The sequence below is a fragment of the Streptomyces sp. NPDC031474 genome, from assembly GCF_055581185.1.
In genome coordinates, this window is sequence record NZ_JBVIJX010000001.1 from 1 (window position 1) to 23,778 (window position 23,778).

General features: G+C 70.8%; 20 protein-coding genes, 1 rRNA gene and 1 pseudogene. 9 read left to right on the forward strand and 13 right to left on the reverse strand.

What is annotated here, in order from left to right; genetic code table 11:
- Together ACZ5SK_RS00005 and ACZ5SK_RS00010 are read right to left on the reverse strand one after the other, a co-directional pair.
- Positions 1-90: ribosomal RNA gene (locus tag ACZ5SK_RS00005) — 16S ribosomal RNA — on the reverse strand; the annotation flags it as partial.
- 539 nt (positions 91-629) lie between these two features.
- Positions 630-1,271, reverse strand: a complete 642-nt coding sequence (locus tag ACZ5SK_RS00010; protein ID WP_457493567.1) for a DNA-3-methyladenine glycosylase — start codon at positions 1,269-1,271, stop codon at positions 630-632.
- 158 nt (positions 1,272-1,429) lie between these two features.
- Between ACZ5SK_RS00010 and ACZ5SK_RS00015 the strand changes: the two genes are divergently transcribed.
- Positions 1,430-2,212: a sporulation protein gene (locus tag ACZ5SK_RS00015; protein ID WP_468574975.1), complete on the forward strand. Its 783-nt coding sequence runs from the start codon at positions 1,430-1,432 to the stop codon at positions 2,210-2,212.
- 72 nt (positions 2,213-2,284) lie between these two features.
- Here the strand turns inward: ACZ5SK_RS00015 and ACZ5SK_RS00020 are convergent, their stop codons facing one another.
- Positions 2,285-5,668 (reverse strand): LamG-like jellyroll fold domain-containing protein, encoded by a 3,384-nt coding sequence (locus ACZ5SK_RS00020; protein ID WP_468574977.1) that lies wholly within the window; start codon positions 5,666-5,668, stop codon positions 2,285-2,287.
- Positions 5,669-5,746: 78 nt separating this feature from the next.
- Here ACZ5SK_RS00020 and ACZ5SK_RS00025 point away from each other — a divergent pair, with 78 nt between their 5' ends.
- Together ACZ5SK_RS00025 and ACZ5SK_RS00030 are read left to right on the forward strand one after the other, a co-directional pair.
- Positions 5,747-6,286: a YbhB/YbcL family Raf kinase inhibitor-like protein gene (locus ACZ5SK_RS00025; protein WP_361700443.1), complete on the forward strand. Its 540-nt coding sequence runs from the start codon at positions 5,747-5,749 to the stop codon at positions 6,284-6,286.
- Positions 6,287-6,482: 196 nt separating this feature from the next.
- Positions 6,483-6,989 (forward strand): HNH endonuclease, encoded by a 507-nt coding sequence (locus ACZ5SK_RS00030; protein ID WP_319677192.1) that lies wholly within the window; start codon positions 6,483-6,485, stop codon positions 6,987-6,989.
- Between the two features lie 93 nt (positions 6,990-7,082).
- Here ACZ5SK_RS00030 and ACZ5SK_RS00035 read toward each other — a convergent pair whose 3' ends face one another.
- The 3 genes and pseudogenes from ACZ5SK_RS00035 to ACZ5SK_RS00045 all read right to left on the reverse strand — a co-directional run.
- Positions 7,083-8,045: an SPFH domain-containing protein gene (locus ACZ5SK_RS00035; RefSeq protein ID WP_334583550.1), complete on the reverse strand. Its 963-nt coding sequence runs from the start codon at positions 8,043-8,045 to the stop codon at positions 7,083-7,085.
- A gap of 142 nt (positions 8,046-8,187) precedes the next feature.
- Positions 8,188-8,619, reverse strand: a complete 432-nt coding sequence (locus tag ACZ5SK_RS00040; protein ID WP_334583551.1) for an NfeD family protein — start codon at positions 8,617-8,619, stop codon at positions 8,188-8,190.
- Between the two features lie 327 nt (positions 8,620-8,946).
- A pseudogene (locus ACZ5SK_RS00045) lies at positions 8,947-9,477 on the reverse strand (ABC transporter ATP-binding protein); the annotation flags it as partial.
- Between the two features lie 154 nt (positions 9,478-9,631).
- Between ACZ5SK_RS00045 and ACZ5SK_RS00050 the strand changes: the two are divergent.
- Positions 9,632-10,420, forward strand: a complete 789-nt coding sequence (locus tag ACZ5SK_RS00050) for a hypothetical protein (RefSeq protein WP_334583553.1) — start codon at positions 9,632-9,634, stop codon at positions 10,418-10,420.
- Positions 10,421-10,641: 221 nt separating this feature from the next.
- Here the strand turns inward: ACZ5SK_RS00050 and ACZ5SK_RS00055 are convergent, their stop codons facing one another.
- The 3 genes from ACZ5SK_RS00055 to ACZ5SK_RS00065 all read right to left on the reverse strand — a co-directional run bounded on the left by ACZ5SK_RS00055 (position 10,642) and on the right by ACZ5SK_RS00065 (position 12,821).
- The gene (locus tag ACZ5SK_RS00055) at positions 10,642-10,887 is read right to left on the reverse strand and encodes a chaplin (RefSeq protein ID WP_334583554.1); all 246 of its coding nucleotides are present in this window, start codon (positions 10,885-10,887) and stop codon (positions 10,642-10,644) included.
- A gap of 154 nt (positions 10,888-11,041) precedes the next feature.
- The gene (locus ACZ5SK_RS00060) at positions 11,042-11,683 is read right to left on the reverse strand and encodes a response regulator transcription factor (RefSeq protein WP_334583555.1); all 642 of its coding nucleotides are present in this window, start codon (positions 11,681-11,683) and stop codon (positions 11,042-11,044) included.
- Positions 11,676-12,821, reverse strand: a complete 1,146-nt coding sequence (locus ACZ5SK_RS00065) for a GAF domain-containing sensor histidine kinase (protein ID WP_361700436.1) — start codon at positions 12,819-12,821, stop codon at positions 11,676-11,678. The genes ACZ5SK_RS00060 and ACZ5SK_RS00065 overlap by 8 nt, the downstream gene beginning before the upstream one ends.
- Positions 12,822-13,062: 241 nt before the next feature.
- On the opposite strand from ACZ5SK_RS00065, the gene ACZ5SK_RS00070 reads away from it, so the two are divergent.
- The 3 genes from ACZ5SK_RS00070 (at position 13,063) to ACZ5SK_RS00080 (ending at position 15,949) form a co-directional block, all read left to right on the forward strand.
- Complete coding sequence (locus ACZ5SK_RS00070; protein ID WP_334583557.1) at positions 13,063-13,761, forward strand: SDR family NAD(P)-dependent oxidoreductase; 699 nt, start codon at positions 13,063-13,065, stop codon at positions 13,759-13,761.
- Complete coding sequence (locus ACZ5SK_RS00075; RefSeq protein WP_468574980.1) at positions 13,758-14,882, forward strand: S-adenosylmethionine:tRNA ribosyltransferase-isomerase; 1,125 nt, start codon at positions 13,758-13,760, stop codon at positions 14,880-14,882. The genes ACZ5SK_RS00070 and ACZ5SK_RS00075 overlap by 4 nt, the downstream gene beginning before the upstream one ends.
- Positions 14,883-15,184: 302 nt before the next feature.
- Positions 15,185-15,949, forward strand: a complete 765-nt coding sequence (locus ACZ5SK_RS00080; RefSeq protein ID WP_334583559.1) for a transglycosylase SLT domain-containing protein — start codon at positions 15,185-15,187, stop codon at positions 15,947-15,949.
- A gap of 85 nt (positions 15,950-16,034) precedes the next feature.
- On the opposite strand, the gene ACZ5SK_RS00085 is transcribed toward ACZ5SK_RS00080, so the two are convergent.
- On the reverse strand, positions 16,035-18,566 hold the full coding sequence (locus ACZ5SK_RS00085) for an ABC transporter ATP-binding protein/permease (RefSeq protein ID WP_468574981.1): 2,532 nt from the start codon (positions 18,564-18,566) through the stop codon (positions 16,035-16,037).
- 247 nt (positions 18,567-18,813) lie between these two features.
- On the opposite strand from ACZ5SK_RS00085, the gene ACZ5SK_RS00090 reads away from it, so the two are divergent.
- Together ACZ5SK_RS00090 and serB are read left to right on the forward strand one after the other, a co-directional pair.
- Positions 18,814-21,096 carry a streptophobe family protein gene (locus ACZ5SK_RS00090; protein ID WP_468574983.1) on the forward strand — a complete coding sequence of 761 codons (2,283 nt, stop codon included), beginning with the start codon at positions 18,814-18,816 and terminating at the stop codon, positions 21,094-21,096.
- 127 nt (positions 21,097-21,223) lie between these two features.
- Positions 21,224-22,438, forward strand: coding sequence for a phosphoserine phosphatase SerB (serB, locus tag ACZ5SK_RS00095; protein WP_334583562.1), 1,215 nt, complete (start codon positions 21,224-21,226; stop codon positions 22,436-22,438).
- A gap of 90 nt (positions 22,439-22,528) precedes the next feature.
- Here serB and ACZ5SK_RS00100 read toward each other — a convergent pair whose 3' ends face one another.
- The 3 genes from ACZ5SK_RS00100 to ACZ5SK_RS00110 all read right to left on the reverse strand — a co-directional run bounded on the left by ACZ5SK_RS00100 (position 22,529) and on the right by ACZ5SK_RS00110 (position 23,776).
- Positions 22,529-23,047: a SixA phosphatase family protein gene (locus ACZ5SK_RS00100; protein WP_334583563.1), complete on the reverse strand. Its 519-nt coding sequence runs from the start codon at positions 23,045-23,047 to the stop codon at positions 22,529-22,531.
- A gap of 113 nt (positions 23,048-23,160) precedes the next feature.
- Positions 23,161-23,367: a hypothetical protein gene (locus ACZ5SK_RS00105; protein ID WP_334583564.1), complete on the reverse strand. Its 207-nt coding sequence runs from the start codon at positions 23,365-23,367 to the stop codon at positions 23,161-23,163.
- Between the two features lie 292 nt (positions 23,368-23,659).
- Positions 23,660-23,776, reverse strand: a complete 117-nt coding sequence (locus ACZ5SK_RS00110) for an SGM_5486 family transporter-associated protein (protein WP_334583565.1) — start codon at positions 23,774-23,776, stop codon at positions 23,660-23,662.
- Between the last annotated feature and the right edge of the window lie 2 nt (positions 23,777-23,778).

The window sequence follows — 23,778 nt, forward strand, 5'->3', positions numbered from 1 at the left end:
AATCCCCACCGAAGTGGTTCATCGTTCGACTTGCATGTGTTAAGCACGCCGCCAGCGTTCGTCCTGAGCCAGGATCAAACTCTCCGTGAATGTTTTCCCGTAATCGGGATCGCACACACGAGAGCGGAACAGCCAGGCGGAATAAGCCCGGCCGTTCACAGCGTCCTCGCTGTGTTTTTTCAAAGGAACCTCATCCTCGGCTATCACTGCCGGGGACGGGGTATCAACATATCTGGCGTTGATTTTTGGCACGCTGTTGAGTTCTCAAGGAACGGACGCTTCCTTTGTACTCACCCGAGAGACTCTCTCAGGCTTTCCTCCGGGCGCTTCCCTTCGGTCTTGCGTTTCCGACTCTATCAGATCTTTTTCTTGATCCGATTCCCTGTCGGGGGGATTGTCTTGGGCTTTGGGCTTTCGCTCCGTGGGCCTTTCGACATTCACTACGTTAGCCGATTCCCTCCGCAACTCATAATCGAGTTCCGCCGAGTTGGAATTCGGGCACGCGGACACGCCGAATTCGCTCCCGTTGAGGGGCGTTGTAGGTAGTGGGTTGGCCGCTTCCGGCTGCTGGCGAATGCCGTACCCGGGTCAAGCGGCTTGGGCTACGTTACGCCCCGGCCAACAGCGAGTCAACTTCGGCGTTGCCTGGGGGCGTGGGCCCTATAGGGGCTCACCGTAGGGTCGTTGGCGACCCAGTACCGCCAGGGGTGGACGGCGCCGTCACCGGAGACTCCGGTGCGCGGACCGCTGCGTACCTGGTCGGAGGGGACCGGAGTGCCGGTCAGGACCCTCAAGGGGGTGTCCCCGGTAGCGCAGGCGTCCGTGCCGTCGAGAGCACGGTCCACATCCAGGGCGGTGGCCAGGCGGGCGGGTCCTTTGGCCAGTTCCTTGTCGTTTCGGGCCGAGAGTCGACGTTTACGGGCCGACTCGGCGCCTTCGATGATCTCGCCGGCGCGGAGCAGGACGGCGCTCGCCCTGCCCTCCGGACCGCAGACGAGGTTCATGCAGTGCCACATGCCGTAGGTGAAGTAGACGTACACATGTCCGGGCGGGCCGAACATCACGCTGTTGCGGGCCGTGGGTCCCCGGAAGGCGTGCGAGCCGGGGTCGTTGGGGCCGTCGTAGGCCTCTACCTCCGTGAGGCGCAGGGTGATCGGGCCGTCGGGGGTCGTACGCACGAGGAGGCGGCCGAGGAGATCCTGGGCGACCTGCAGGACAGGGCGGTCGAAGAAGGTCCTGGGGAGGGGCGTACGGTCGGGGTTCGCGATCATGCCCTCCGAGCGTAGTGCAGAGCGGTGGGTGCGTCGGGGTGGTCAGCGGGCACTCGGCTTGCCAGGGTGTGGAGCGCGGAACCGGCCACGTCCGGATCGCGTTTGTAGGGATCGAGGGATCCCGTAGTTGAGGTCGTAGAAGGTCACGAGGGAGAGACATGGCGTTCAAGAAGCTGCTCGCGAGTCTGGGGGCCGGCGGGGCTTCGGTCGAGACGGTGCTGACCGAGGTCAACGTCGTTCCGGGCGGTGTCGTCCAGGGTGAGGTGCGGATCCAGGGCGGGTCCGTCAACCAGCAGATCGAGGGGCTGTCGGTCGGGCTGCAGGCCAAGGTCGAGGTCGAGAGCGGCGACCAGGAGTACAAGCAGGACATCGAGTTCACGAAGCTGCGGCTCGGGGGTGCCTTCGAACTGCAGGCGGGTGCCGTGCACGCGGTGCCGTTCGGGCTCGAGATCCCCTGGGAGACGCCGATCACGACGATCGACGGGCAGACGCTGCGCGGCATGCACATCGGGGTGAGCACCGAGCTGGAGATCGCCCGCGCCGTGGACTCCGGTGACCTGGACCCCATCAACGTCCATCCGCTGCCGGCGCAGAAGGCGCTCCTGGACGCCTTCATCCAGCTGGGCTTCCGCTTCAAGAACGCGGACATGGAGCGCGGTCACATCCGGGGGACGCGGCAGAAGCTGCCCTTCTACCAGGAGATCGAGTTCTTCCCGCCGTCGCAGTACCGGGGGCTGAACCAGGTCGAGCTGAGCTTCGTGGCCGACGAGCACGCGATGGACGTCGTGCTGGAGATGGACAAGAAGCCCGGCCTGTTCAGCGAGGGCAGTGACACGTTCCGTTCGTTCCAGGTGGGTCTGCACGACTACCAGGGGACCGACTGGGCGGCGTACCTCAACCAGTGGCTGTCCGAGGTCGGCAGCAAGCGCAACTGGTTCTGAGGCGGTTACGCGTAGAGGGCCCGGAACGCCGTGCGGTGTTCCGGGCCCTCCGTGTGTGCTGAACCAGGGTCGTCACATGCGGGCGTAGCCCTGGGTGGTGACCTTCTCGAAGGCGAGGTGGACGACCGTGGCCCGGTCCGTGGGGTCGGTGTTCGTCTCGCGCAGGGCGGTGAGCTCGTCCGTGGTGAGGGCGCGGCGGATCAGGCGGAACTCGTCCAGGGAGCCCGCGAGGCGGGTGGTGGCGGCGCCGTCGGGGCGGGCGCCGAGGTGGATGCCGGTCACGTCGAAGGCGTCGCCGTAGGTGACGGAGCCCGCGGGGATCGTGCCGGGGGTGCCGGGCGTGCCGTCGACGGAGAGGGTGAGTTGGGTGCCCTTGCGTTGCAGGACCACGTGGTGCCAGGCGGTGCCCGTACGGAAGTCGGTGTCCGGGGCGTAGGCCGTGGTGGCCGCGTTCTCCGTCTGGACGAGTGCGGCGAGGCGTTGCGATCCCGGTTCCGCGCGCAGCCAGAGCTGACGTTCGGTGGCGCCCTGGCCGTATGCCCAGGCGAGGACGGGTGTTCCGGTGGCGGTGGTGGCGTCGTAGCGGAGCCAGGTGGCGAGGGTGAAGTCGCCGGCGCCGAGGGCTTTGGAGGCGGTGTAGGGGAGCTCGACGGAGTCGTCGGCGCCGTCGAGGTCGATTCCGTTGCCGAATCGGCCCGGGGAGAGGCCGGGGTTGCCGCGGACGTAGGCGTGGTCGCAGTGGGTGGAGGCGTCCGGGGTGGCGGGGCCTGCGGTGGGGCGCATGACGTCGTGGGCCTGGGTGGTGCCGTTCTCCATGGACCACCAGATGCGGCTGCCGGCGGGGTAGGCGCCGGTGCCGGAGGCCGGGGCGGCGATCTTGGTCAGCTCGGCGTCGGTGAGGGCGCGGTCGTAGAGGCGGAAGTCGTCGAGGGTGCCGGTGAGGATCTCGGTGCCGCCGGGGCGGGAGCCGAGGCGCAGGCCGGGGACGGTGGTGCGGCCGGCGGTGAAGGAGCCGGTCAGGCCGTCGGCCTGCTGGGTGTGGGTGTGGTCGACGGAGAGGGTGAAGGTGGTGCCGGCGCGGGTGGCGGTGAGCAGGTGCCATTGGTCGTCGCCGAAGGCCGTGCGGGTGGTGTCGGGGTCGGGGAGGGCGAAGTTGACCTTGCCATGGTCGGTTTCGGCCCAGGCGTAGAGCTGGTCGTCCTGGGGGCGGGCGCGGATCCAGAGGGAGGGTTGTCCGGTGGTGGAGCCGTAGGCCCACAGGAGGGCTGCGTTGGGGGTGGTGGGGGTGGCGGTGTAGCGGAACCAGAGGGTGAGGGTGAAGTCGCCGTCGGCCGTGTCCAGGGCGGGCACGTAGGGGACTTCGAGGCCCGGGCGGTCCGGGGCGACGGGGAGGGCGCCGAGACCCATGCGGGCGGCGGTGGTCACTCGGGGGGTGGCGCCGGAGGCGAGCAGGAGGGTCGCGTCGGCGCAGTTCGCGGAGATGTCGTCCTCGACGGGGACCGTGGTGAGTGTGGGGTCGGTGGCGGTGTCGACGGTCTGGAAGGGGAGGTGGGCGGCGAGGGCGGACTCCGCTTGGGTGGCAGTGTTCTTGGTGCGCAGTTCGGTGAGTTGGGCGTCGGTGAGCGCGGTGCGGTAGAGGCGGAACTCGTCGAGGGCGCCGGTGAAGGTGTCGCTGGCGGTGGCGTCGGGTTTGGCGCCGAGGCGGATGCCTTCGACGCCGGCGGCGCGGGGTGCGGTGAGGGAGCCGGTCAGGCCGGTGCGGGTGACGGTGGTGCCGTCGACGCCGAGGCTGACGCGGTCGCCGGAGCGGACCAGGGTGAGGTGGTGCCAGGCGCCGTCGCCGTAGGCCGCGGAGCCGTCCGGGGCCTGGAGGGTGAGGGTGACGCGGCTGCCGGAGCCCTCGGCCCAGGCGACGATCTGGTTGTCCTTGGGGATGGCGCGGATCCAGAGCTGGGGTGCGGTGGAGTCGTGGCCGTAGGCCCACAGGAGGGCGCGTTGGGGTGTGGTCGCGGTGGCCTGGTGGTTGAAGAGGAGGGAGTAGGTGACGTCGCCGGAGCCGGGGTCGATGGTGGGGCTGTAGGGGATGTCGGCGTGGCCGCCGGGGGCGGGGAAGCTCAGTGCCTGGCGGAATCTGCCGCTGACGGCCGCCGTGGTGCCGGTGAGGTGGGCGTCGTTGGCGTCCGGTGTGCTGTCGGGGGTGGTGGGGCCGGCGTCGGGGGTGGGCTGCGGGAGGATCGTGCCGTCGAAGGTTCCCGGGAGTCCGATGGCCGTCGGGGTGAAGCGGTTGAAGTAGATGTTCGCGGCGGAGAAGTCGGTGCCGCCCTCGTAGACCAGGCCGAGTTCGCCGCCGGTGAGTTCGGCGAGGTCGGAGTAGCCGGCGCGGTCGGCGTTGAGCTGCCCGTCGGGTGCGTCGGTCCAGGTGGTGCCGCGGTCGGTGGAGTAGCGGATGCGCAGTTTCTCGCGGGCGGTGCTGCCGCTGGGGGCGGCCAGGACGAGGGTGTCGCCGGGATGGTCCTGGTAGGTGTGGCGCAGGGCGAGGACCGAGGCCTGGATCTGGGGTGTGGTGAGGTTCGCGACGGTGTGGCGGCCGACGGTGGCGCCGCCGTCGGTGCTGATCGCGTGGGTGCGGTGGGGCTTGGTGTCGTCCAGTTCGTTGCGGGCGGCGAGGTAGACGTCTCCGTTGTCGAGTTCGGCGACCGCGGTCTCGGTGGGTTTGAGCTCGCCGGCGACGTAGGAGTTCTGGGTGGTGCTCGACTGCCAGGTGGTGCCGTGGTCCGAGCTGTAGAGGACGCCGGACAGTTGGGTGGTGGCGTTCGGGCTCTCGTAGGCGCCGACGACGAGTCGTCCGGCGTAGGGACCGTTGTGGAGCTGGATGCCGTGCGCGGGGCCGGTGGCGAACCAGCCGCTGGTCTTGCCGCTGAGCCGGGTGAGGGCGCGCGGCGCGCCGAAGGTGAGGCCGTCGTCGGTGCTCTTCTGGACGTACGGCAGGCGGGTGCCGCGGGTGACGGGTTCGCCGGTGGAGACGAGGAAGACGTCTCCGGTGGTGTCGTCGGCGACGGGGGTGGCGTTGTCGCGGGTGTACGGCGCTTCGGGGTCGGTGTCGCTGCCGGACAGAACGGTCCTGATCGGGCCCCAGGTGCGGCCGTCGTCGGTGGAGCGTCGGACGACGATGTCGATGGGGCCGCGGTCGGCGCAGGACGGGGCGTGGCGGCCTTCAGCGAAGGCGAGGAGGGTGCCTGCCTTGGTGCGTATGAGGGAGGGGATGCGGAAGCAGCCGTAGCCGCCGGTGCCGGAGCGGTAGAGGGTCTGCTGGGTGCCGACGAGCCGGTCGTCGGAGGTCCTGGTGCCGCTCGCGTTCGCGGTGGGGGCGGCGAGGAGGCTGGCCATGGACAGCAGGGCGACGGCCAGGGTTCTTCGGCGGCGCCTGCGGCTGGTGAATGATCGCTGATCCGGCATCGGGCAACGGTATGTGACGGCGTGTAGGTCGTAGGCTCCGGAGGGAGTGCTTTCCGATCTACCAGGAGGTGTGTCGAGGTGACCGAACCGAAGAGGCGGCCGCTGCCCCACGATTTCCATCCGCCGGTGCCGTCGTTCACGGTCACGAGCGAGGACGTGCAGGAGGGGGCGACGCTCAAGGACGCGCAGGTGTATGCGGCGGGCAACACCTCGCCGCAGCTGCGGTGGGAGGGTTTCCCGGCCGGGACCAAGAGCTTCGCCGTGACCTGCTACGACCCCGATGCTCCGACGGGCAGCGGGTTCTGGCACTGGGTGGTCTTCGACATCCCGGCCTCGGTGACCGAGCTGCCGGCCGGTGCGGGCAGCGGCTCGTTCAAGGGGCTGCCGGCGGGTGCCGTGCAGGCGCGCAACGACTACGGCAGCAAGGACTTCGGCGGCGCCGCTCCGCCGCCGGGGGACGGGCCGCACCGGTACGTCTTCACGGTGTACGCGGTGGATCAGGAGAAGCTCGGTCCGGACGCGGACGCCTCGCCTGCCGTCGTGGGCTTCAACCTGCGGTTCCATGCGATCGCCCGCGCCCAGCTGATCGGTGAGTACGAACATCCCACTCAGGGATGAGTCAGCTCATCGTTCATTGAACGTTTGCCCGCCTCTGGTCTTGGAAGTGATCAGAGGCGGGCATTTTGTTGCCGGGGGTCGCGGGGGTCACCTCCCGTGGAGCAGCAGATATTGCGTTGTCCATCTCGGCGTGCCCGGCCAGAGTTGGTCCCAGCCCGCCACGGGGTGGGCCGGTGCACACAGGAGGTGGGCTGGTATGCGGGACACGCTGGTGCTGAACGCGAGCTTCGAGCCGCTGTCGACGGTGACGTTGAACCGAGCCGTCGTTCTGGTGCTTCAGGACAAGGCCGTCGTCGAGCAGGCCCACCCCGAACTGCGGATGCGCGGAGCCGAGGTCGACATACCGGCGCCGCGGGTGATCAGGCTGTGCAGGTACGTACGGGTGCCGTTCCGAAGACAAGCGCCGTGGTCGAGGCGGGGTGTGCTGGTCAGGGACCGGCACCGGTGCGCGTACTGCGGTCGCCGGGCGACGACCGTGGACCACGTGGTGCCGCGGGCGCAGGGGGGTCAGGACTCGTGGCTGAACACGGTCGCCTCGTGCGCCGAGGACAACCACCGTAAGGCGGACCGGACTCCGGAGCAGGCGGAGATGCCGTTGCTGCGGCAGCCGTTCGAGCCGACGCCGGCGGACGCGATGCTGTTGGCCTTGGGGCAGGAGGACTTCGCTGCCCTGCCGGACTGGTTGGCGGGGGAGGCCGCGTAGCGCTTCGCGCCTGTATTCGTGGAGGACCACATGACCGGGGCCCACCTTCTTTCGGAAGGTGGGCCCCGGTCATGACACCGGTCATGTCACCGCTCAGTCGATCGACGGCTTTTCGCGGCGCTCGTTGCCACCGCCGCCATTGCCGGAGTTTCCGGAGTTGCCGCCGCCCGAACCGCCGCCGAAGTTACCGAAGTTGCCCATGGCACCGGACAGGCCCTTGAGGGCGTCGCCGATTTCGCTGGGGACGATCCAGAGCTTGTTGGCGTCGCCCTCGGCGATCTTCGGGAGCATCTGGAGGTACTGGTAGGAGAGGAGCTTCTGGTCCGGGTCGCCGGCGTGGATCGCCTCGAAGACCGTGCGGACCGCCTGGGCTTCACCCTCGGCGCGCAGGGCGGCGGCCTTCGCCTCACCTTCGGCGCGCAGGATCTGGGACTGCTTCTCGCCCTCGGCGGTGAGGATGGCGGCCTGGCGGGTGCCTTCCGCGGTGAGGATCGCAGCGCGCTTGTCACGGTCGGCGCGCATCTGCTTCTCCATCGAGTCCTGGATGGAGGTGGGCGGTTCGATCGCCTTGAGCTCTACGCGGTTGACGCGGATGCCCCACTTGCCGGTGGCCTCGTCGAGGACGCCGCGCAGGGCCGCGTTGATCTCCTCACGGGAGGTCAGGGTCCGCTCCAGGTCCATGCCGCCGATGATGTTGCGGAGAGTGGTGACGGTGAGCTGCTCGATCGCCTGGATGTAGCTGGCGACTTCGTAGGTCGCGGCCCGGGCGTCGGTGACCTGGTAGTAGATGACCGTGTCGATGTTGACCACCAGGTTGTCCTGGGTGATCACCGGCTGCGGCGGGAACGGCACGACCTGTTCGCGCAGGTCGATGCGGTTGCGGATGGTGTCGATGAACGGGACGACGATGTTGAGGCCCGCGTTGAGCGTGCGCGTGTAGCGGCCGAAGCGCTCCACGATGGCGGCGCTCGCCTGCGGGATGACCTGGATCGTCTTGATCAGGGCGATGAAGACCAACACCACCAGAATGACCAGGACGATGATGACCGGTTCCATCGCGGCTCCCCGTACCTTTCTTCGCCTCGGCGCTTTCGGAAGATCTTATGTCTGTTGAAGATCTTGCTGGTCGAGTCTGTCAGACCGTCGTGCGGCCCGCGAGGTGTTCTGTTCACTTGCGTCGTGCGGGAGTTGTGCAAGGTCAGATGACGATCGCCGTGGCCCCTTCGATGTCCACGACATCGACTTCCTGCCCCACGTCGTAGGCGCGTTCGGTGTCGAGTGCGCGCGCCGACCAGACCTCCCCGGCGAGCTTGATACGACCGCCCGACCCGTCGACGCGCTCCAGTACGACGGCTTGCTTGCCTTTCAACGCGTCGATGCCGGTGGCGAGTTGGGGGCGCTGTTTGCCGTGGCGGATCGCGATGGGGCGTACGACGGCGATGAGGGCGACGGAGACGACGATGAAGACGAGCACCTGGGCGACGGCTCCGAAGCCGAGGCCCGCGGCGATCGCGGCGGCGACGGCGCCGACCGCGAGCATGCCGAACTCGGGCATCGCGGTCACGACGAGCGGGATTCCGAGCGCTGCCGCGCCGACGAGCCACCACACCCATGCGTCGATGTCGTTCACACGGTCATGGTAGGGCCGCGGGTCCCGTCACGGACAGGGCGCACAGGGGGCAGCACCGGGTCAGGACAGCGGCAGGCCCTGGGCCGTCCAACGGTCGCCGACCTGTTCCACGACGAGCGGGAGGCCGAAGCAGAGGGAGAGGTTGCGGGAGCTGAGCTCGAGCTCGACCGGGCCCGCGGCGAGGACCTTGCCCTGGCGGATCATGAGGACGTGGGTGAAGCCGGGGGCGATCTCCTCGACGTGGTGCGTGACCATGATCATCGAGGGGGCGATGGGGTCGCGGGCGAGCCGGCCGAGACGGCGTACGAGGTCCTCGCGGCCGCCGAGGTCGAGGCCGGCGGCCGGCTCGTCGAGGAGGAGCAGCTCGGGGTCGGTCATCAGAGCGCGGGCGATGAGGGTGCGCTTGCGCTCGCCCTCGGAGAGGGTGCCGAACTTCCGGTCGAGGTACTCGCTCATGCCGAGGCGGTCGAGGAAGGCGCGGGCGCGCTGCTCGTCGACGTCCTCGTACTCCTCCTGCCAGCCGGCGGTCATGCCGTAGGCGGCGGTCAGCACGGTCTGCAGGACGGTCTGGCGCTTGGGGAGCTTGTCGGCGAGGGCGATGCCGGCCATGCCGACGCGCGGGCGCAGCTCGAAGACGTCGGTGCCGGGCTTGCCGAGGGTCTCGCCGAGGACGGAGACGGTGCCGGCGCTGGGGAAGAGGTAGGTGGAGGCGATGTTCAGGAGGGTCGTCTTGCCCGCCCCGTTGGGACCGAGGATGACCCAGCGCTCGCCCTCCTTGACCGACCAGGAGACCTGGTCCACGAGAGCCCGGCCCTCACGGACCACGGATACGTCCTGAAGCTCCAGAACATCGCTCATGAGCGCGTTGTCTCCCCTTGCAGTGTGGCCGGTCGGTTGTCGCGGGCGCCTTGTGGCTCGGACCGCCGCGCGTGGGTGGGCGCGGCCCCTTCGGGAAAATCTACGCCACCGGTCGGGCGGCCCGTTCCATCGGTCCGGTCCTTAGGGTGGGGGCATGCTCTCGGAACCGCGCTCTGGTCGCCTCGCTGCCTGGGGAAATGCCCTGTTGGCCGGATTTGTCTCGCCGGACGATGCCGTCGTCGCCATCGTCGGCGAGGACGCCGTGCACCGGGTGGAGGGGCTGCCCGGCGAGTCCGGGCCCGTCGGGCTCACGCTCGCGCTGGGGCGGCTGCGGACGCTCGGCGTGAGCGGGCTGCGGGTGGCACTGCCCGCGCCGGGGCATCCGCTGGGTCTCAGCGGGCCGCCCGAGTTCAATGCGCGGGCGCTGGAGGCGGAGGAGGCGGTGGTCTGTCACGGCGCCGGGTACGGGCTCGTGCCCGAGGTGTACGAGGCGGGGCCCGAGGGTGATGTGCACGTCGAGGTCGGGTGGCACTGCCTGCCGGTGCGGGAGGCTCCGCCGGCCGATGTTCCGTCGCTGGGCGAGGCGGAGCGGGAGCTGGCGGAGGCGCTGCGGGACGCGACGGCAGTGCTGTCGCGGCTGGACCTGGCCGGGTCGGGGCCGGTGGCGGAGGCGGCGATCGACGCGTACCGGGCTCGGGCCGAGCGTGGGCGGGAGGTGTTGGCGCCGGGGTATCCGCCTCGGGCGGTGCGGGTGCTGGAGATGGCACAGCGGGTGGGGCTGCTGGTGTCGCTGGCGTTCGAGAACGGGCCGGGCGGTGCGGTGAGCTCCGCGGAGATGGCCGCGCGGTCGGAGGCGTTGCGGCCTGTTGAGCGGACGGCTCGGCGGGCGCAGGTCGCCGCGTACAACTCCGTTGTGGAGGGGCGGGAGCGGGGGGTGCGGTGAGCGTTTGTTTCTTGGTCGGCGTCTGCTGGTGTGGGCGTCCCTGGGGGCTGTGCCCCCAGACCCCCCCTTCGGCCCTGAAGGGGCCTCGTCCTCAAACGCCGGACGGGCTGAGTGTGCGGGCCCTGCGTTGAAAGGTCCCGGCAGGGCAACGGGCAAGCAGGCCGACCTCCCCCGGTGGGGGCCGGGGGAGGCCGGAGGTCACTGCGGGTTCGGGCGGAGCCTCAGTGGTTGAGGCCCTGGTTGCCGAAGGCCGGGTTCAGCACGCCGATGACGTTCACGCTGTTGCCGACGACGTTGACCGGGACGGCTACCGGGGCCTGGACGAGGTTGCCCGAGACGACGCCCGGCGAGCTCTTGGTCTCGCCGAGGGCCGTGGCGCCCTCGGTGGCGGAGGCCATGCCGGCGCCCGCGGCGATCAGTCCGCCGGCCACCATCGTCACAGCCGCTGCCTTCTTCAGGTTCTTCACTTCTGACCCCTCCTGGCGATGACCGCGGCAGTCGCCGCGGCACGCACTGGAGAACGGCGGGGGCCCGCGAAGGATGCGCCATCCGGGGGACATTCCCACGACGGTATGAATCTCGGATCGGAAGTTAACCTTCCCTGTTGCCGACCGGCCTGTCTCAGCCGGCCACGCCATGGCGTACGGCCCACAGTGCGGCCTGGGTGCGGTCGGCGAGGTCGAGCTTCATCAGGATGTTCGAGACATGCGTCTTGACCGTCTTCTCGGAGAGGACCAGGGCGCGGGCGATCTCACGGTTGGAGCGGCCGTCCGCTATCAGTCCGAGCACCTCGCGCTCCCGTTCGGTGAGCGAACCGCCTCTCCCCTGGCCCGAGTTGGCCTCGTCCTGAGAGAGGAGCGCGCCGGCGACCTCCGGCTGGAGCAGGATGTGGCCGGCGTGGACCGAGCGGATGGCGCCGGCGAGGGCATCGGGGTCCACGTCCTTGTAGACATACCCGGCGGCGCCCGCGCGCAGGGCCGGGACCACCGTGCGCTGTTCGGTGAAGCTGGTGACGATGAGGACGCGCGCGGGGTTGGCGAGTTCGCGGAGTCTGCGGAGGGCCTCGACGCCGTCCATGCCCGGCATCTTGACGTCCATCAGGACGACGTCCGGTTTCAGGTCCTCGGCGAGGGCGACTCCTTCGGCGCCGTCGGCGGCCTCGCCGACGACCTCGATGTCGTCCTGCACTTCGAGGAAGGTGCGCAGGCCCCGGCGGACGACCTGGTGGTCGTCGACGAGCAGCACCTTGATTGTGTCAGCCACCGGGAGCCTCCATCTCGATCGTGGTTCCCTTGCCGGGCCCCGATTCCACCGTGAGCGTGCCGCCGATCCCGCTCGCCCGGTCCCGCATCGACACCAGCCCCAGGTGGCGGCCGGCCCTGCGGGTCGTCGTCGGGTCGAAGCCGGCGCCGTCGTCCGTGACGCGCAGGACCGTGTCCTGGCCGCGCTTGTGGAGGGTGACCTCGACCCGCTCCGCTCCGGAGTGGCGCAGCGCGTTGTGCAGGGCCTCCTGGGCGACCCGCAACAGAGCCTCCTCCTGGGCGGCGGGCAGGGCGCGCACGCCGTGGCTGGTGAAGGTCACGCGCGCGCTGTGGGCGCGGTCCAGGACCTGGATCTGGGTGCGGAGGGTCGCGACGAGGCCGTCCTCGTCGAGGGCGGCGGGCCGGAGCTCCACCACCGCGGCGCGCAGTTCGTCGGCCGCTTCCGCGGCCAGCGCGGCGACCTGCTGCAACTCGCCCTTCGCGCGCGAGGGGTCGCGGTCGACGAGGGCCGCGGCCGCCTGGGCCGTGAGGCGCAGGGAGAACAGCTTCTGGCTGACCGCGTCGTGCAGCTCGTGGGCGAGCCGGGAGCGTTCCTCGGCGATGGTGAGCTCGCGGCTGCGCTCGTACAGGCGGGCGTTGGTGAGGGCTATGGCGGCGTGCTGGGCGAGGATCGAGAGCAGTTCCTCGTCGTCCTCGGTGAAGCCGCAGCCGCCGTCGGGCTTGGGGCAGTTCTTGTTCGCGAGGAACAGCGCGCCGATGACCTCGTCGCCGTCGCGGATGGGCAGGCCCAGGAAGTCGGACATGTCCGGGTGGGCCGACGGCCAGCCCTCGAAGCGGGGGTCCTCGCGGACGTCGGCGAGGCGCTCGACCTTGGCCTGCTGGAGCATCGCGGCGAGGATGCCGTGCTGACGCGGGAGCGGGCCGATGGCCTTCCACTGCTTGTCGCTGACGCCGTCGACGACGAACTGGGCGAACCCGCCGTGGTCGTCCGGCACGCCCAGAGCGGCGTATTGCGCGTCGAGCAGCTCACGGGCGGAGGCGACGATCGTCTTGAGGACGTCGCGCACCTCCAGGTGCCTGCTCATGGCCAGCAGCGCGGTGCTCACCGCGGCGAGGCCGGACCGGGGGCCTTGACTCATGCCCTCACGGTACCGGCGGGGTGTGACAGCGCGGATCGGACCTGTGACGGCCGCGGGCTGCGGCGGGAGACCTAGGTCGGAGGTCCCCGGTACGGCGGCTTAGGGCGCGGGGAGGGGGTGCGGGGGCGTACGGCCAAGGGACCCTTTCGTTTGCGTCCTGCGTCCGAGGCGGCGGCGGGGGCCGGTTCCTAGGTTGGGGGCATCGCCGAACGGAGGCGGATCGGACGAGGGGACGGTTGTCATGCCGGTAGCGATCATCACGGGTGCGTCGAAGGGGCTGGGGCGGGCGCTGGCGCGGGAGCTGGCCGCGCGGGGCTGGGATCTGGTGCTGGACGCCAGGACGGCGGAGGCGCTGAAGGAGACGGCGGCGGCCGTGGCGTCGTACGGGATCCGGGTCGAGGCCCGCGCGGGGGATGTCACGGATGCGGGGCACCGGGCCGAGCTGGTGGCGGCGGCCGGGCGGCTGGGCGGGTGCGACCTGCTGGTGAACAACGCCAGTGCGCTGGGCGCTGAGCCGCTGGTACGGCTGGAGAAGCTGTCGCTGGACGGACTGCGGCGGGCGCTGGAGGTGAATGTCGTGGCGGCGCTGGGGCTGGTCCAGGAGGCGCTGCCGCTGCTGCACGGGGCGCGGGCGGGTGCGGTGATCACCGTCAGTTCGGACGCGGCCGCCGAGGCGTACGAGACATGGGGCGGCTATGGGGCGTCGAAGGCGGCCCTGGACCAGTTGGCGGCGGTGCTCGGGGAGGAGGAGCCGGGGCTGCGGGTGTGGGCGGTGGATCCCGGGGACATGGCCACGGACCTGTACGCGGCGGCCGTACCGGACGACGACGATCCCCGGCCGGATCCGGCCGAGGTGGCGCCGGCCTTTGTGCGGCTGCTGGACGAACGCCCCGCGAGCGGGCGGTACACGGCTGTGGCGCTGCTGGAGGGACGGCGATGACGCCGGCCACGGGGGTCCACCCGCTCGAGCCCGGTCGAGCGTGGCTCAGGGTGCCGCAGGAGTTGTCGGCGCGGGTGCCGGCCGAGCAGCGCGGGCCGGGGCGGGACCGTGGTGACGTACGGCTGCTGGTGTCGCGGGGGACGGAGGTGGCGCGGCACGCCTTCCGGGAGCTGCCGTGCCTGCTGCGGGCCGGGGACCTGCTCGTGGTGAACACCTCGCCGACGCTGGCGGCGGCCACGGACGGGCGGGCCGGCCGCGCGCGCGTGGTGGTGCACTTCTCGACGCGCGGGGACGACGGCCGGTGGGCGGTCGAGCTGCGGGATCCTGACGGGAAGGGCACCACGCGTGCGCGTGCGGGAGGGCCGGCGGGGACGCGGGTGCGGCTGCCCGGGGGTGTGCAGCTGGTGCTGGAGGAGCCGCTGAGCCCGGGGAGCGGGCGGTTGTGGTGGGCACGGGTGTCCCCCGGCGGGGCGGTGCCGGGGCTGCTGCGGGAGCACGGGCGTCCCATCCGGTACTCCTATACGGAGCGGGATCAGCCGCTGTCCGTCTATCAGACGGTGTTCGCGCTGCCGCCGACCGACGGGGCGGGCAGCGCGGAGATGCCGAGTGCGGCGCGGCCCTTCACGCCGGGGCTGGTGGCGGAGCTGGTGAGCCGGGGGGTGCAGTTCGCGCCGATCACGCTGCACACCGGGGTGGCCTCGGCGGAGGCGCACGAGCCTCCGTATCCGGAGCGGTTCGCGGTGCCGCAGACGTCGGCCCGGCTGATCAACGCGGTGAAGGCCGGGGAGGGGCGGGTGATCGCGGTCGGCACGACGGCCGTGCGGGCGGTGGAGTCGGCGGCCGGGGCGGACGGGGTCGTACGCGCGCGTGCGGGGTGGACGGATCTCGTCGTCACTCCCGCGCGCGGGGTGCGGGTGGTGGACGGGCTGCTGACCGGGCTGCATGAGCCGCAGGCCTCGCATCTGCTGATGCTGGAGGCGGTGGCGGGGCGGGCTGCGATCCGCCGGGGCTACGACGAGGCGCTGCGCGGGCGCTACCTGTGGCACGAGTTCGGGGACCTGCACCTCATCCTCCCGGCGGAGGCCCCTGACACAGAGCATTGCTTTGGCAACCAGCAGTGAGAACGGGGCGGGGCCCGTGTGAGCCCGCACATAGGGCGCAGATCACCTACGAGGGTCAATAGGAGATAAACCGGACCCGCATGAGCGGGACAGATAGTTCTATCTGTCCCGTTTTGCCCTTCCCCGATCCACTATCGAGGATCGTACGTCACACCTTTGCCTACCCATTTTGCGGCCGCTAAGAATGGCTCTCGTCGCTCAGCGCCGTGGGTCTTCCCCGCGGCGTTCGTGCCGAAAGCACCCGCTGTCCGCCGTCGGACGAAGAGAGCGACCTCCGCGCTATTCGAAGAGGTCCTTCCGCCATGCCCAAGAACACTCACAAGATCGCGATCGCGGGTGCCGCCACCCTCGGCGCCGCCGCCCTCGCCTTCTCCGTGGTGCCGGCCGACGCGCAGACGACCACTACGGACGCCGTCTCCTCGGCCCCGGTCGCCTACAGCTCCCAGCCGGTGCAGGACGTCAAGGCCAGCGTGACCGACCAGCTGGCCCAGGCGAGCGTGAAGGTCGACGCCATCGCGGCGAAGAAGAAGGCCGCCGCTGACGCCGTAGCCGAGAAGAAGGCCGCCGCCGAGGCCGCCGCACAGAAGAAGGCCGCCGCCCAGGCAGCCGCCGAGAAGAAGGCTGCCGCCGCAGCCGCCGCCAAGAAGGCCGCTGCCGCGCGCAAGGCGCAGGAGGCCGCGAGCCGGTCCGTCGAGCGCGTCGTGTTCAAGAAGGCCGGCGTCAAGAAGGCCGGCGTCAAGAAGTACGCCGACAACCTCGACGGCTGGATCAAGCGCTCCCTGGACATCATGAAGTCCAAGGGCATCCCGGGCAGCTACCACGGTCTGCACAAGAACATCATGCGGGAGTCCTCGGGCAACCCGAACGCGATCAACGACTGGGACATCAACGCCATCAACGGCATCCCGTCCAAGGGTCTGCTGCAGGTGATCCCGCCGACGTTCGCCTCGTACCACGTCTCCGGCACGTCCTGGAACATCTACGACCCGGTCGCCAACATCACCGCCGCCGCGAACTACGCGGCCGACAAGTACGGCTCGATCGACAACGTCAACAGCGCGTACTGAGCACCCGCTTCCATACGCCGATGGGCGGCGCCCCTGCTACGGGGCGCCGCCCATCGGCGTACTGCGTGGCGTACTGCGTGAGCGACTACTTGCGCATGACCTCGGGCTCGTGGCGGCGCAGGAAGCGGGCCACGAAGAAGCCGCAGATCACGCCGAGGACGATCAGCGCGGCCATGTCCATGCCCCAGGCGCCGACGGTGTGCTCCCACAGGGGGTCCGTCGCGCCGCCGTCCTTGGGCGGGCTGATCTTGTTGAAGTCCAGCGTGGCGCCTGCGGCCGCGACGGCCCAGCGCGAGGGCATCAGATACGAGAACTGGTTGACGCCGACGGCGCCGTTCAGGGTGAACAGGCAACCGGTGAAGACGACCTGGATGATCGCGAACATGACCAGCAGCGGCATGGTCTTCTCGGCCGTCTTCACCAGCGACGAGATCACCAGGCCGAACATCATCGAGGTGAAGCCCAGCGCCATGATCGGGATGGAGAGCTCGATCATGGTGGCGCTGCCGAGGACCAGGCCCTCCTTGGGGATCTCCCGGCTGGCGAAGCCGATCACACCGACCATCAGGCCCTGCAGCACGGTGACGACGCCGAGCACGAACACCTTGGACATCAGGTACGCGGAGCGGGACAGGCCGGTGGCACGCTCCCGCTCGTAGATGACCCGTTCCTTGATCAGCTCACGGACGGAGTTCGCCGCGCCCGCGAAACAGGCGCCGACCGCGAGGATGAGCAGGACGGTGGTGGCCGTGCCGTTGGGGATGATCCGGCCGGACTTCGGGTTGACCGGGTTGGGCAGCAGGCTGTTCCCGGAGTCGATGAGCAGGCTCACCGCGCCGAGGACGGCCGGCAGGATCACCGTCAGGGCCAGGAAGCCCTTGTCGGAGGCGATCACCGAGACATAGCGGCGCACCAGGGTGACGAACTGCGACATCCAGCCCTGCGGCTTCGGCGGCTTCATCGCCTGCATCGGCGGCATCTGTACGGACTGCGGTGCGATGGCGTCGATGTCCGCGGCGTACATCTGGTAGTGCTGGGAGCCCTTCCAGCGGCCCGCCCAGTCGTAGTCGCGGTAGTTCTCGAAGGCGGAGAAGACGTCGGCCCAGGTGTCGTAGCCGAAGAAGTTCAGCGCCTCCTCGGGCGGCCCGAAGTAGGCGACGGAGCCGCCGGGCGCCATCACGAGCAGCTTGTCGCAGATCGCGAGTTCGGCCACCGAGTGCGTGACGACGAGGACCGTGCGGCCGTCGTCGGCGAGGCCGCGCAGCAGCTGCATGACGTCGCGGTCCATGCCCGGGTCGAGGCCCGAGGTGGGCTCGTCGAGGAAGATCAGCGACGGTTTGGTGAGCAGCTCCAGGGCCACCGAGACGCGCTTGCGCTGGCCGCCGGAGAGGGAGGTGACCTTCTTCTCCTTGTGGATGTCCAGCTTCAGCTCGCGCAGCACCTCGTCGATGCGGGTGTCGCGCTCCACCGGGGTGGTGTCGGAGGGGAAGCGGAGCTTGGCCGCGTACTTCAGGGCCTTCTTGACGGTCAGTTCCTTGTGCAGGATGTCGTCCTGCGGGACCAGACCGATGCGCTGGCGCAGCTCGGCGAACTGCTTGTAGAGGTTGCGGTTGTCGTAGAGGACGTCGCCCTGGTTGGCGGGCCGGTAGCCGGTGAGCGCCTTGAGCAGGGTGGACTTGCCGGAACCCGACGGTCCGATGACCGCGATCAGCGACTTCTCCGGGACGCCGAAGGAGACGTCCTTGAGGATCTGCTTGCCGCCGTCGACCGTGACGGTCAGGTGACGGGCGGAGAAGGAGACCTCACCGGTGTCGACGAACTCCTCGAGCCGGTCGCCGACGATCCGGAACGTCGAGTGGCCGACGCCGACGATGTCGGCGGGGCCCAGCTGGACCGAGCCGCCCTTGGGGATCGGCTGGCCGTTGACGTAGGTGCCGTTGTGCGAGCCGAGGTCGCGGATCTCCATGCGGCCGTCGGGCGTCGAGTGGAACTCGGCGTGGTGACGGGAGACCTGCAGGTCGGACACGACCAGCTCGTTCTCCAGGGCACGGCCGATGCGCATCACGCGGCCGAGGGAGAAATGGTGGAACGTGGTGGGGCTGCGATCGCCGTAGACCGGCGGCGCCCCCGCGCCACCACCGGGAACCTCCTGCGCGTAGCCCGCGGCCGGTCCCTGCTGCGGGACCTGCGGTGCGGCCTGCTGCGGCTGCTGCCAGCCGGCCTGGGCTGCCTGCGCGACCTGCGGTTGCGGGGCCTGCTGGGCCCAGCCCGGGTTCGCGGTCTGCGCGGCGAAGGGCTGCTGCTGCGGCTGCGCGACGGGCGCCTGTGCCCCCGTCAGATCCAGCCGCGGCCCGTCGGTCGCGTTGCCCAGGTGCAGCACCGAGCCGGGGCCGAGCTCCAGTTGGTGGACCCGTTGGCCCTGCGCGAACGTGCCGTTGGTGCTGCCGTGGTCCTCGACGACCCAACTGCGGCCGTTGAAGCTGATCGTGGCGTGACGCCAGGAGACCCTGGCGTCGTCGAGGACGATATCTCCCTGCGGATCACGTCCGAGGGTGTATGTCCTGGACGGATCGAGCGTCCAGGTGCGTCCGTTCAATTCCAGTACGAGTTCCGGCACTCCAGCCCCACTGAGTTGTCCCCCGAGTTATCCCCATCGACAGGGAGTCTAGGGATGTCGAACATCGGGGGGAACTATTTCAGTAGCGGCCCCCTGACCGAAAGTCGGGCCTTGTGAAGAGCGTGCGCAAGCGTATCGGCCGTTCCCGTTGACGGGGTTGAAACCTGCCCGGAGAGTGGTAAAAGCACGCGAGGGGGGACGGAAGCGGCGATCTTCGCCGCTGCGCGCCGCGGATCGGGGGGTCTGCATGAGTGCCGGCACGGATGTCGAAGGCAGCGGGAGCGCGGCGCGCGGCGGGAGCGTGCCGTGGACGGACGTGCTGCTGGCCGCTGTTACCGCGGTGAGCTGGGCGTTGATCGGGATGGCGGGGACGGCGGCGCTGGGGCTGCATCTGCTGGAGGCGGACTCCGCGGGCTCGTTGGGCCCGATGACGGCCGCGGTGGTGGCCCTGGGGGCCGGGGGCTCGGTGACTCCGTCCGGCGATGTGTCCGCCTTCGGGCTCACGGGCGCGGAGGCGGACACGGCCATCGAGATCACGCCATTGGGGGTGAGCCTGGTGGGTGCGCTGCTGCTGTCCTGGTTCTTCCTGCGGTCCCTGCGTGCGGCCGGAGTCGTGATCGCCCCGGCCGAACTCCTCGCGCGCGTCGGCACGGTGGTCGCACTGTTCGTGGCGATGCTCGGCGGGCTGGTCTGGGCGGGGCACGACGTCATCACGTTCGACGGGGGCGCGCTGGGCCTGGACGACCTGGCCGGCGGTGGCGGGGGCGGCGGAGCAGGAGGAGGCGGCGGCCTGGAGATTCCCGGGCTCGGGGATGTCGGGGACATCGCGGGGCTGCTGCCCGACCGGCTCGGCGGCCTGGTCGACGCGAAGGCCGCGGTCGGCTTCACCGTCGACCTGGCGCCGACGGTGCTCGGTGGCCTCGGCTGGTGCGTCGGCATCCTGCTGATCGCCCTGCTGGCCTCGCGCCGCACGCCGCTGCCGCGTGGCTGGGAGGCGGTGCACCGCGTGGTGCGGCCGGCGGTGTCCGCCGTCGTCACCGTGCTGCTGGTGGCGGTGGCGGCCGGGTTCGCCGCGGCGGCGTACGCGGCGATCGGCGACGACCATCCCAGGCGGATCGCGGGAGCGGCGCTGCTCGGCGCGCCGAACGGGGTCTGGCTGGGCATCCCGATCGGCCTGTTCGTCCCCTGGGACGGACACGCGACGGGAGCCCTGACGAACGTCCTCCCACACCCCCTCGACGACCTCCTCAAGGTCGGCACCGACCAGTGGGTGACTCTGCCCCGCCTGGCCGAACTGGACAGCCGCGTATGGCTGCTGGGGGTGGCGACGGCCCTGACGATGCTGCTGGCGGGAGTACTGACAGCGATACGAACACCCTTGGGCGGGACGGGGTTTGGCGGGGGGCCCACGGGCGGGGCAGCGCCGGCGGGGCTCGGTGTTGGGGCGAGTGCGGCTGCGGCTGCGGGGCGGGGGGCTGGTTCGGGGGCGGGCTCGGGGCCGGGCTCGGGGGCGAGGGCTGGACGAGGGGCAGGCTCCGGGGCTGGGCCGGGGGCTGGACCAGGGGCAGGTTCCGGGACTGGATCGGGGGCGGAGGCTGGGCCAGGGGCAGGAAGGTGGTCGGGCTCGGGGGCGGGCCCGGGCTGGGGGGCCGGGTCGGGGGCTGGGCCGGGGCCGGAGGCTGGACCAGGGGCAGGCTCCGGGGCTGGGCCGGGGGCGGAGGCTGGGCCAAGGGCAGGAAAGTGGTCGGGCTCGGGCTCGGGGGCCGGGTCGGGCTCATGGGGCGGTGTTGTCGGGTTCGGCGGGCGGTGTGCTGTGCGGCTGGGGGTCGTGAATGCCCTGGCGTTGACGTTGCTCGTGTGGCTGACGGAGGTGTCCGTGAACGCCTCGCTGTCGGTGCTGGGGTTCGATGCGTTCGGGGCCGGGCTCGAACTGCGCGGGCATCTCGGGACGGCGCTGCTCCTGGGGGCCGCGTGGGGCGCGGGAGCCGGTGGCGTCGGTGCGCTGCTGGCGTGTGCCTCGGGGGCGGCGGGGCGGCGGGCCGCGCCGCTGGCACGGGGTGTCGCGGGGAGTGCTGCGGCGGAGGGTCCGGGCGAGCACCGTGGGCTGACGGGGGCCGTCGGTGAGCGGGTGGGGCCGTACGCGCCGAGTGCCTCGTACCGGCCACCGAATCCGGCGACCAATCCCTACCTGCGCCTTCCAGAGGAGCTGCTGGAGGTGCGGGACGCGCGGCCGGAGGCGGCGCGCGGCGATGGCGGAGGCGAGGGCGACAGGGCCGAGCGGTCGAGGCCGTACGAGAGCTCCCGGCGGGGCGAGCCGCCGGCGACGGGCGGGCGTCCGCCCGAGGTCCCGCCGGGACGGGACGACGTCTACGGCGCACCGACCGTGGTCCGGCCGATCGGGCCGCCTCCCCGCTCACCGCGCCGGCCTCCCGGCTCGCGGCCGTCGTCCGGGCCGGACGAGAGGCAGCCTCCTCCGCCTCCTCCCCCTCCGTCGCCTCCCCCGCCGAGGAGGCCGAGGGGGTCGCGGTGATGCTCGCGGGAGACTGGTGCGGGACACTGTTGAGGTCCGCGCCATCTCGCCGACATCCACTGTTCCCTGTCCGTCAGGCGGACCTCGGCGGCGAAGGGCAATGGGTGCCGGATACGGTGGAGACACCATGAGCGCTTTGCAGACTTCGTCCTCCGACGTCCCCACGCTCCTTGTCAAGATCTTCGGCAAGGACAGGCCGGGCATCACGGCCGGCCTCTTCGACACCCTCGCCGCCTACTCCGTCGAGGTGGTCGACATCGAGCAGGTCGTCACCCGAGGCCGGATGGTGCTGTGCGCGCTCGTGACCGAGCCGCCGGGCGGCCTGGAGGGGGACCTGCGGTCGACGGTCCACAGCTGGGCCGAGTCGATGAAGATGCAGGCGGAGATCATCTCCGGCCTCGGCGACAACCGGCCGCGCGGCCTCGGCCGGTCGCTGGTCACGGTGCTCGGGCATCCGCTCACCGCGCAGGCCACGGCGGCGATCGCCTCGAAGATCACGAAGGCCGGCGGAAACATCGACCGTATCTTCCGGCTCGCCAAGTACCCCGTCACCGCCGTCGAGTTCGCCGTCTCCGGCGTGGAGACCGAGCCGCTGCGCACCGCCCTGGTCATGGACGCGGCGGCGCTCGGGGTGGACGTCGCCGTGGTGGACGCCGGCCTGTACCGGCGGGCCCAGCGGCTCGTCGTCATGGACGTCGACTCCACCCTCATCCAGGACGAGGTGATCGAGCTCTTCGCCGCGCACGCGGGCTGCGAGGCCGAGGTCGCCGAGGTGACGGCGGCCGCGATGCGCGGTGAGCTCGACTTCGAGCAGTCACTGCACGCGCGGGTCGCGCTGCTGGAGGGGCTGGACGCCTCGGTCGTGGAGAAGGTGCGCGCCGAGGTGCGGCTGACGCCGGGTGCGCGCACGCTGATCCGGACGCTGAAGCGGCTCGGCTACCAGGTGGGCGTCGTCTCCGGCGGTTTCACGCAGGTCACCGACGATCTGCAGGAGCGGCTCGGGCTGGACTTCGCCCAGGCGAACACGCTGGAGATCGTCGACGGCCGGCTGACCGGCAGGGTCACCGGCGAGATCGTGGACCGGGCGGGCAAGGCGCGGCTGCTGCGCAGGTTCGCCGCCGAGGCGGGCGTACCGCTGTCGCAGACCGTGGCGATCGGTGACGGCGCCAACGACCTGGACATGCTGAACGCCGCCGGCCTCGGGGTCGCCTTCAACGCCAAGCCGGTGGTGCGTCAGGCGGCGCACACGGCGGTGAACGTGCCGTTCCTGGACACCGTCCTGTATCTGCTGGGCATCACCCGCGAAGAGGTCGAGGCCGCGGAGACGCACGACGAGCGGTAGGCCCCCGCGCGGGGACCCGGACGCAACGGGGAGGGCCCGGCACCGTCGACGCTTCGACGCTGCCGGGCCCTCGCGGCGTGCGAGGGTGGGTTACTCGGAGGGCGTCCAGTAGTCGAGCAGCGTGGCCGCGCCCGGTTCCAGGGACTTCCAGGAGCCGTCGAAGGAGATGACCGCGAAGGCGGCGGCCGGGAATCCGCGGCGGTGCATCCGCTCGCCCGCGTCGCCGTCGGCCTGGCCGGACAGGACGTCGGCGAGGCCCTGGACGCCCGGGTTGTGGCCGATCAGGACGAGGTTGTGCACGTCGTCGGGTGTCTCGTTGAGCAGGGCGATGAGCTCGCCCGGGGACGCATCGTAGATCCGCTCCTCGTAGACGGTTTTCGGCCGCTGTGGGAACTCCTGGACGGCGAGCTTCCACGTCTCCCTGGTGCGGACCGCGGTGGAGCACAGGGCCAGGTCGAAGGGGATGCCGGTGTCGGTCAGCCTGCGTCCGGCGACGGCGGCATCCTTCCGGCCCCGCTCAGCGAGCGGACGCTCGTGGTCGGTCACCTGTGGCCAGTCGGCTTTCGCATGGCGGAAGAGGACGATCCTGCGGGGTTCTGCGACGCTCATACGTCCCAGCTTCGCATGAAACAGGCCATGGGGCGCAGGGAGTTGACATGCGGCTTCACCAGCGGTCCCGAGGTGGCCGGGGCGGCCTGTGCAGGGGGGCGACGGGCACCGTCCTAGCGTGCGATCAGCTGCTGCACGCGCTCGACGAGGTGGGGGATCGTCGGGTCACCGGTGGCCGCGTGGGCGTCGGCGGGGTTCAGTATCAGCACGAAGAGGGCGATGAAGGCGAGCATCGGAAGGGCGAGGGCCCACCAGGGCAGCCGGGTGTCGACGCCGCCCGAGGTGGCCGCCCGGGGCCGGGTGTGCGTTGGGGCCGACATGGGTGCCTCCGCTGTCTTCGAGTGGTCCGTGGTCCCCGGACCGTGGTCCGTGGCGGTGATCCGCGTCGCCGTCACACCTCGAAGTTACGGAATCGGCGGCCCTCAACCCATCCGGAGATCCACCCACTTGACCCTGACCTCCACCCCCTAGGGGGCTGGGGGGTTAACCCCACCACCCCACTCCCACCCCGCTCCCCCACCGGGCCACGACCGGCCGCGACCGGGCACGACCGGGTCGGGGCGGTGGCGGGGTGGGCTTCGGGTCCGGGCCCGAAGCCTCGGGTTCGGTCCGTCAGGGTGAGGCGAGGGTCGCTATGACGGCGATGATCACGAAGATGGCGAGGAACGAGCCGAAGACGAGCAGCATCTTCTTCTGGCCGTTCTGCGGATTCGGGTCGAGCAGGGGCATAC

Bases quoted from the DNA above. Each gene is read 5' to 3' on its own strand.
- ACZ5SK_RS00105 (WP_334583564.1), bottom strand. From the start codon at position 23,367: ATGTCGGCCCCAACGCACACCCGGCCCCGGGCGGCCACCTCGGGCGGC.
- ACZ5SK_RS00075 (WP_468574980.1), top strand. From the start codon at position 13,758: ATGACGCCGGCCACGGGGGTCCACCCGCTCGAGCCCGGTCGAGCGTGG.
- ACZ5SK_RS00010 (WP_457493567.1), bottom strand. From the start codon at position 1,271: ATGATCGCGAACCCCGACCGTACGCCCCTCCCCAGGACCTTCTTCGAC.
- serB (WP_334583562.1), top strand. From the start codon at position 21,224: ATGAGCGCTTTGCAGACTTCGTCCTCCGACGTCCCCACGCTCCTTGTC.
- ACZ5SK_RS00080 (WP_334583559.1), top strand. From the start codon at position 15,185: ATGCCCAAGAACACTCACAAGATCGCGATCGCGGGTGCCGCCACCCTC.
- ACZ5SK_RS00100 (WP_334583563.1), bottom strand. From the start codon at position 23,047: ATGAGCGTCGCAGAACCCCGCAGGATCGTCCTCTTCCGCCATGCGAAA.
- ACZ5SK_RS00065 (WP_361700436.1), bottom strand. From the start codon at position 12,821: ATGAGTCAAGGCCCCCGGTCCGGCCTCGCCGCGGTGAGCACCGCGCTG.
- ACZ5SK_RS00070 (WP_334583557.1), top strand. From the start codon at position 13,063: ATGCCGGTAGCGATCATCACGGGTGCGTCGAAGGGGCTGGGGCGGGCG.
- ACZ5SK_RS00110 (WP_334583565.1), bottom strand. From the start codon at position 23,776: ATGCCCCTGCTCGACCCGAATCCGCAGAACGGCCAGAAGAAGATGCTG.
- ACZ5SK_RS00050 (WP_334583553.1), top strand. From the start codon at position 9,632: ATGCTCTCGGAACCGCGCTCTGGTCGCCTCGCTGCCTGGGGAAATGCC.
- ACZ5SK_RS00035 (WP_334583550.1), bottom strand. From the start codon at position 8,045: ATGGAACCGGTCATCATCGTCCTGGTCATTCTGGTGGTGTTGGTCTTC.
- ACZ5SK_RS00090 (WP_468574983.1), top strand. From the start codon at position 18,814: ATGAGTGCCGGCACGGATGTCGAAGGCAGCGGGAGCGCGGCGCGCGGC.
- ACZ5SK_RS00015 (WP_468574975.1), top strand. From the start codon at position 1,430: ATGGCGTTCAAGAAGCTGCTCGCGAGTCTGGGGGCCGGCGGGGCTTCG.
- ACZ5SK_RS00020 (WP_468574977.1), bottom strand. From the start codon at position 5,668: ATGCCGGATCAGCGATCATTCACCAGCCGCAGGCGCCGCCGAAGAACC.
- ACZ5SK_RS00030 (WP_319677192.1), top strand. From the start codon at position 6,483: ATGCGGGACACGCTGGTGCTGAACGCGAGCTTCGAGCCGCTGTCGACG.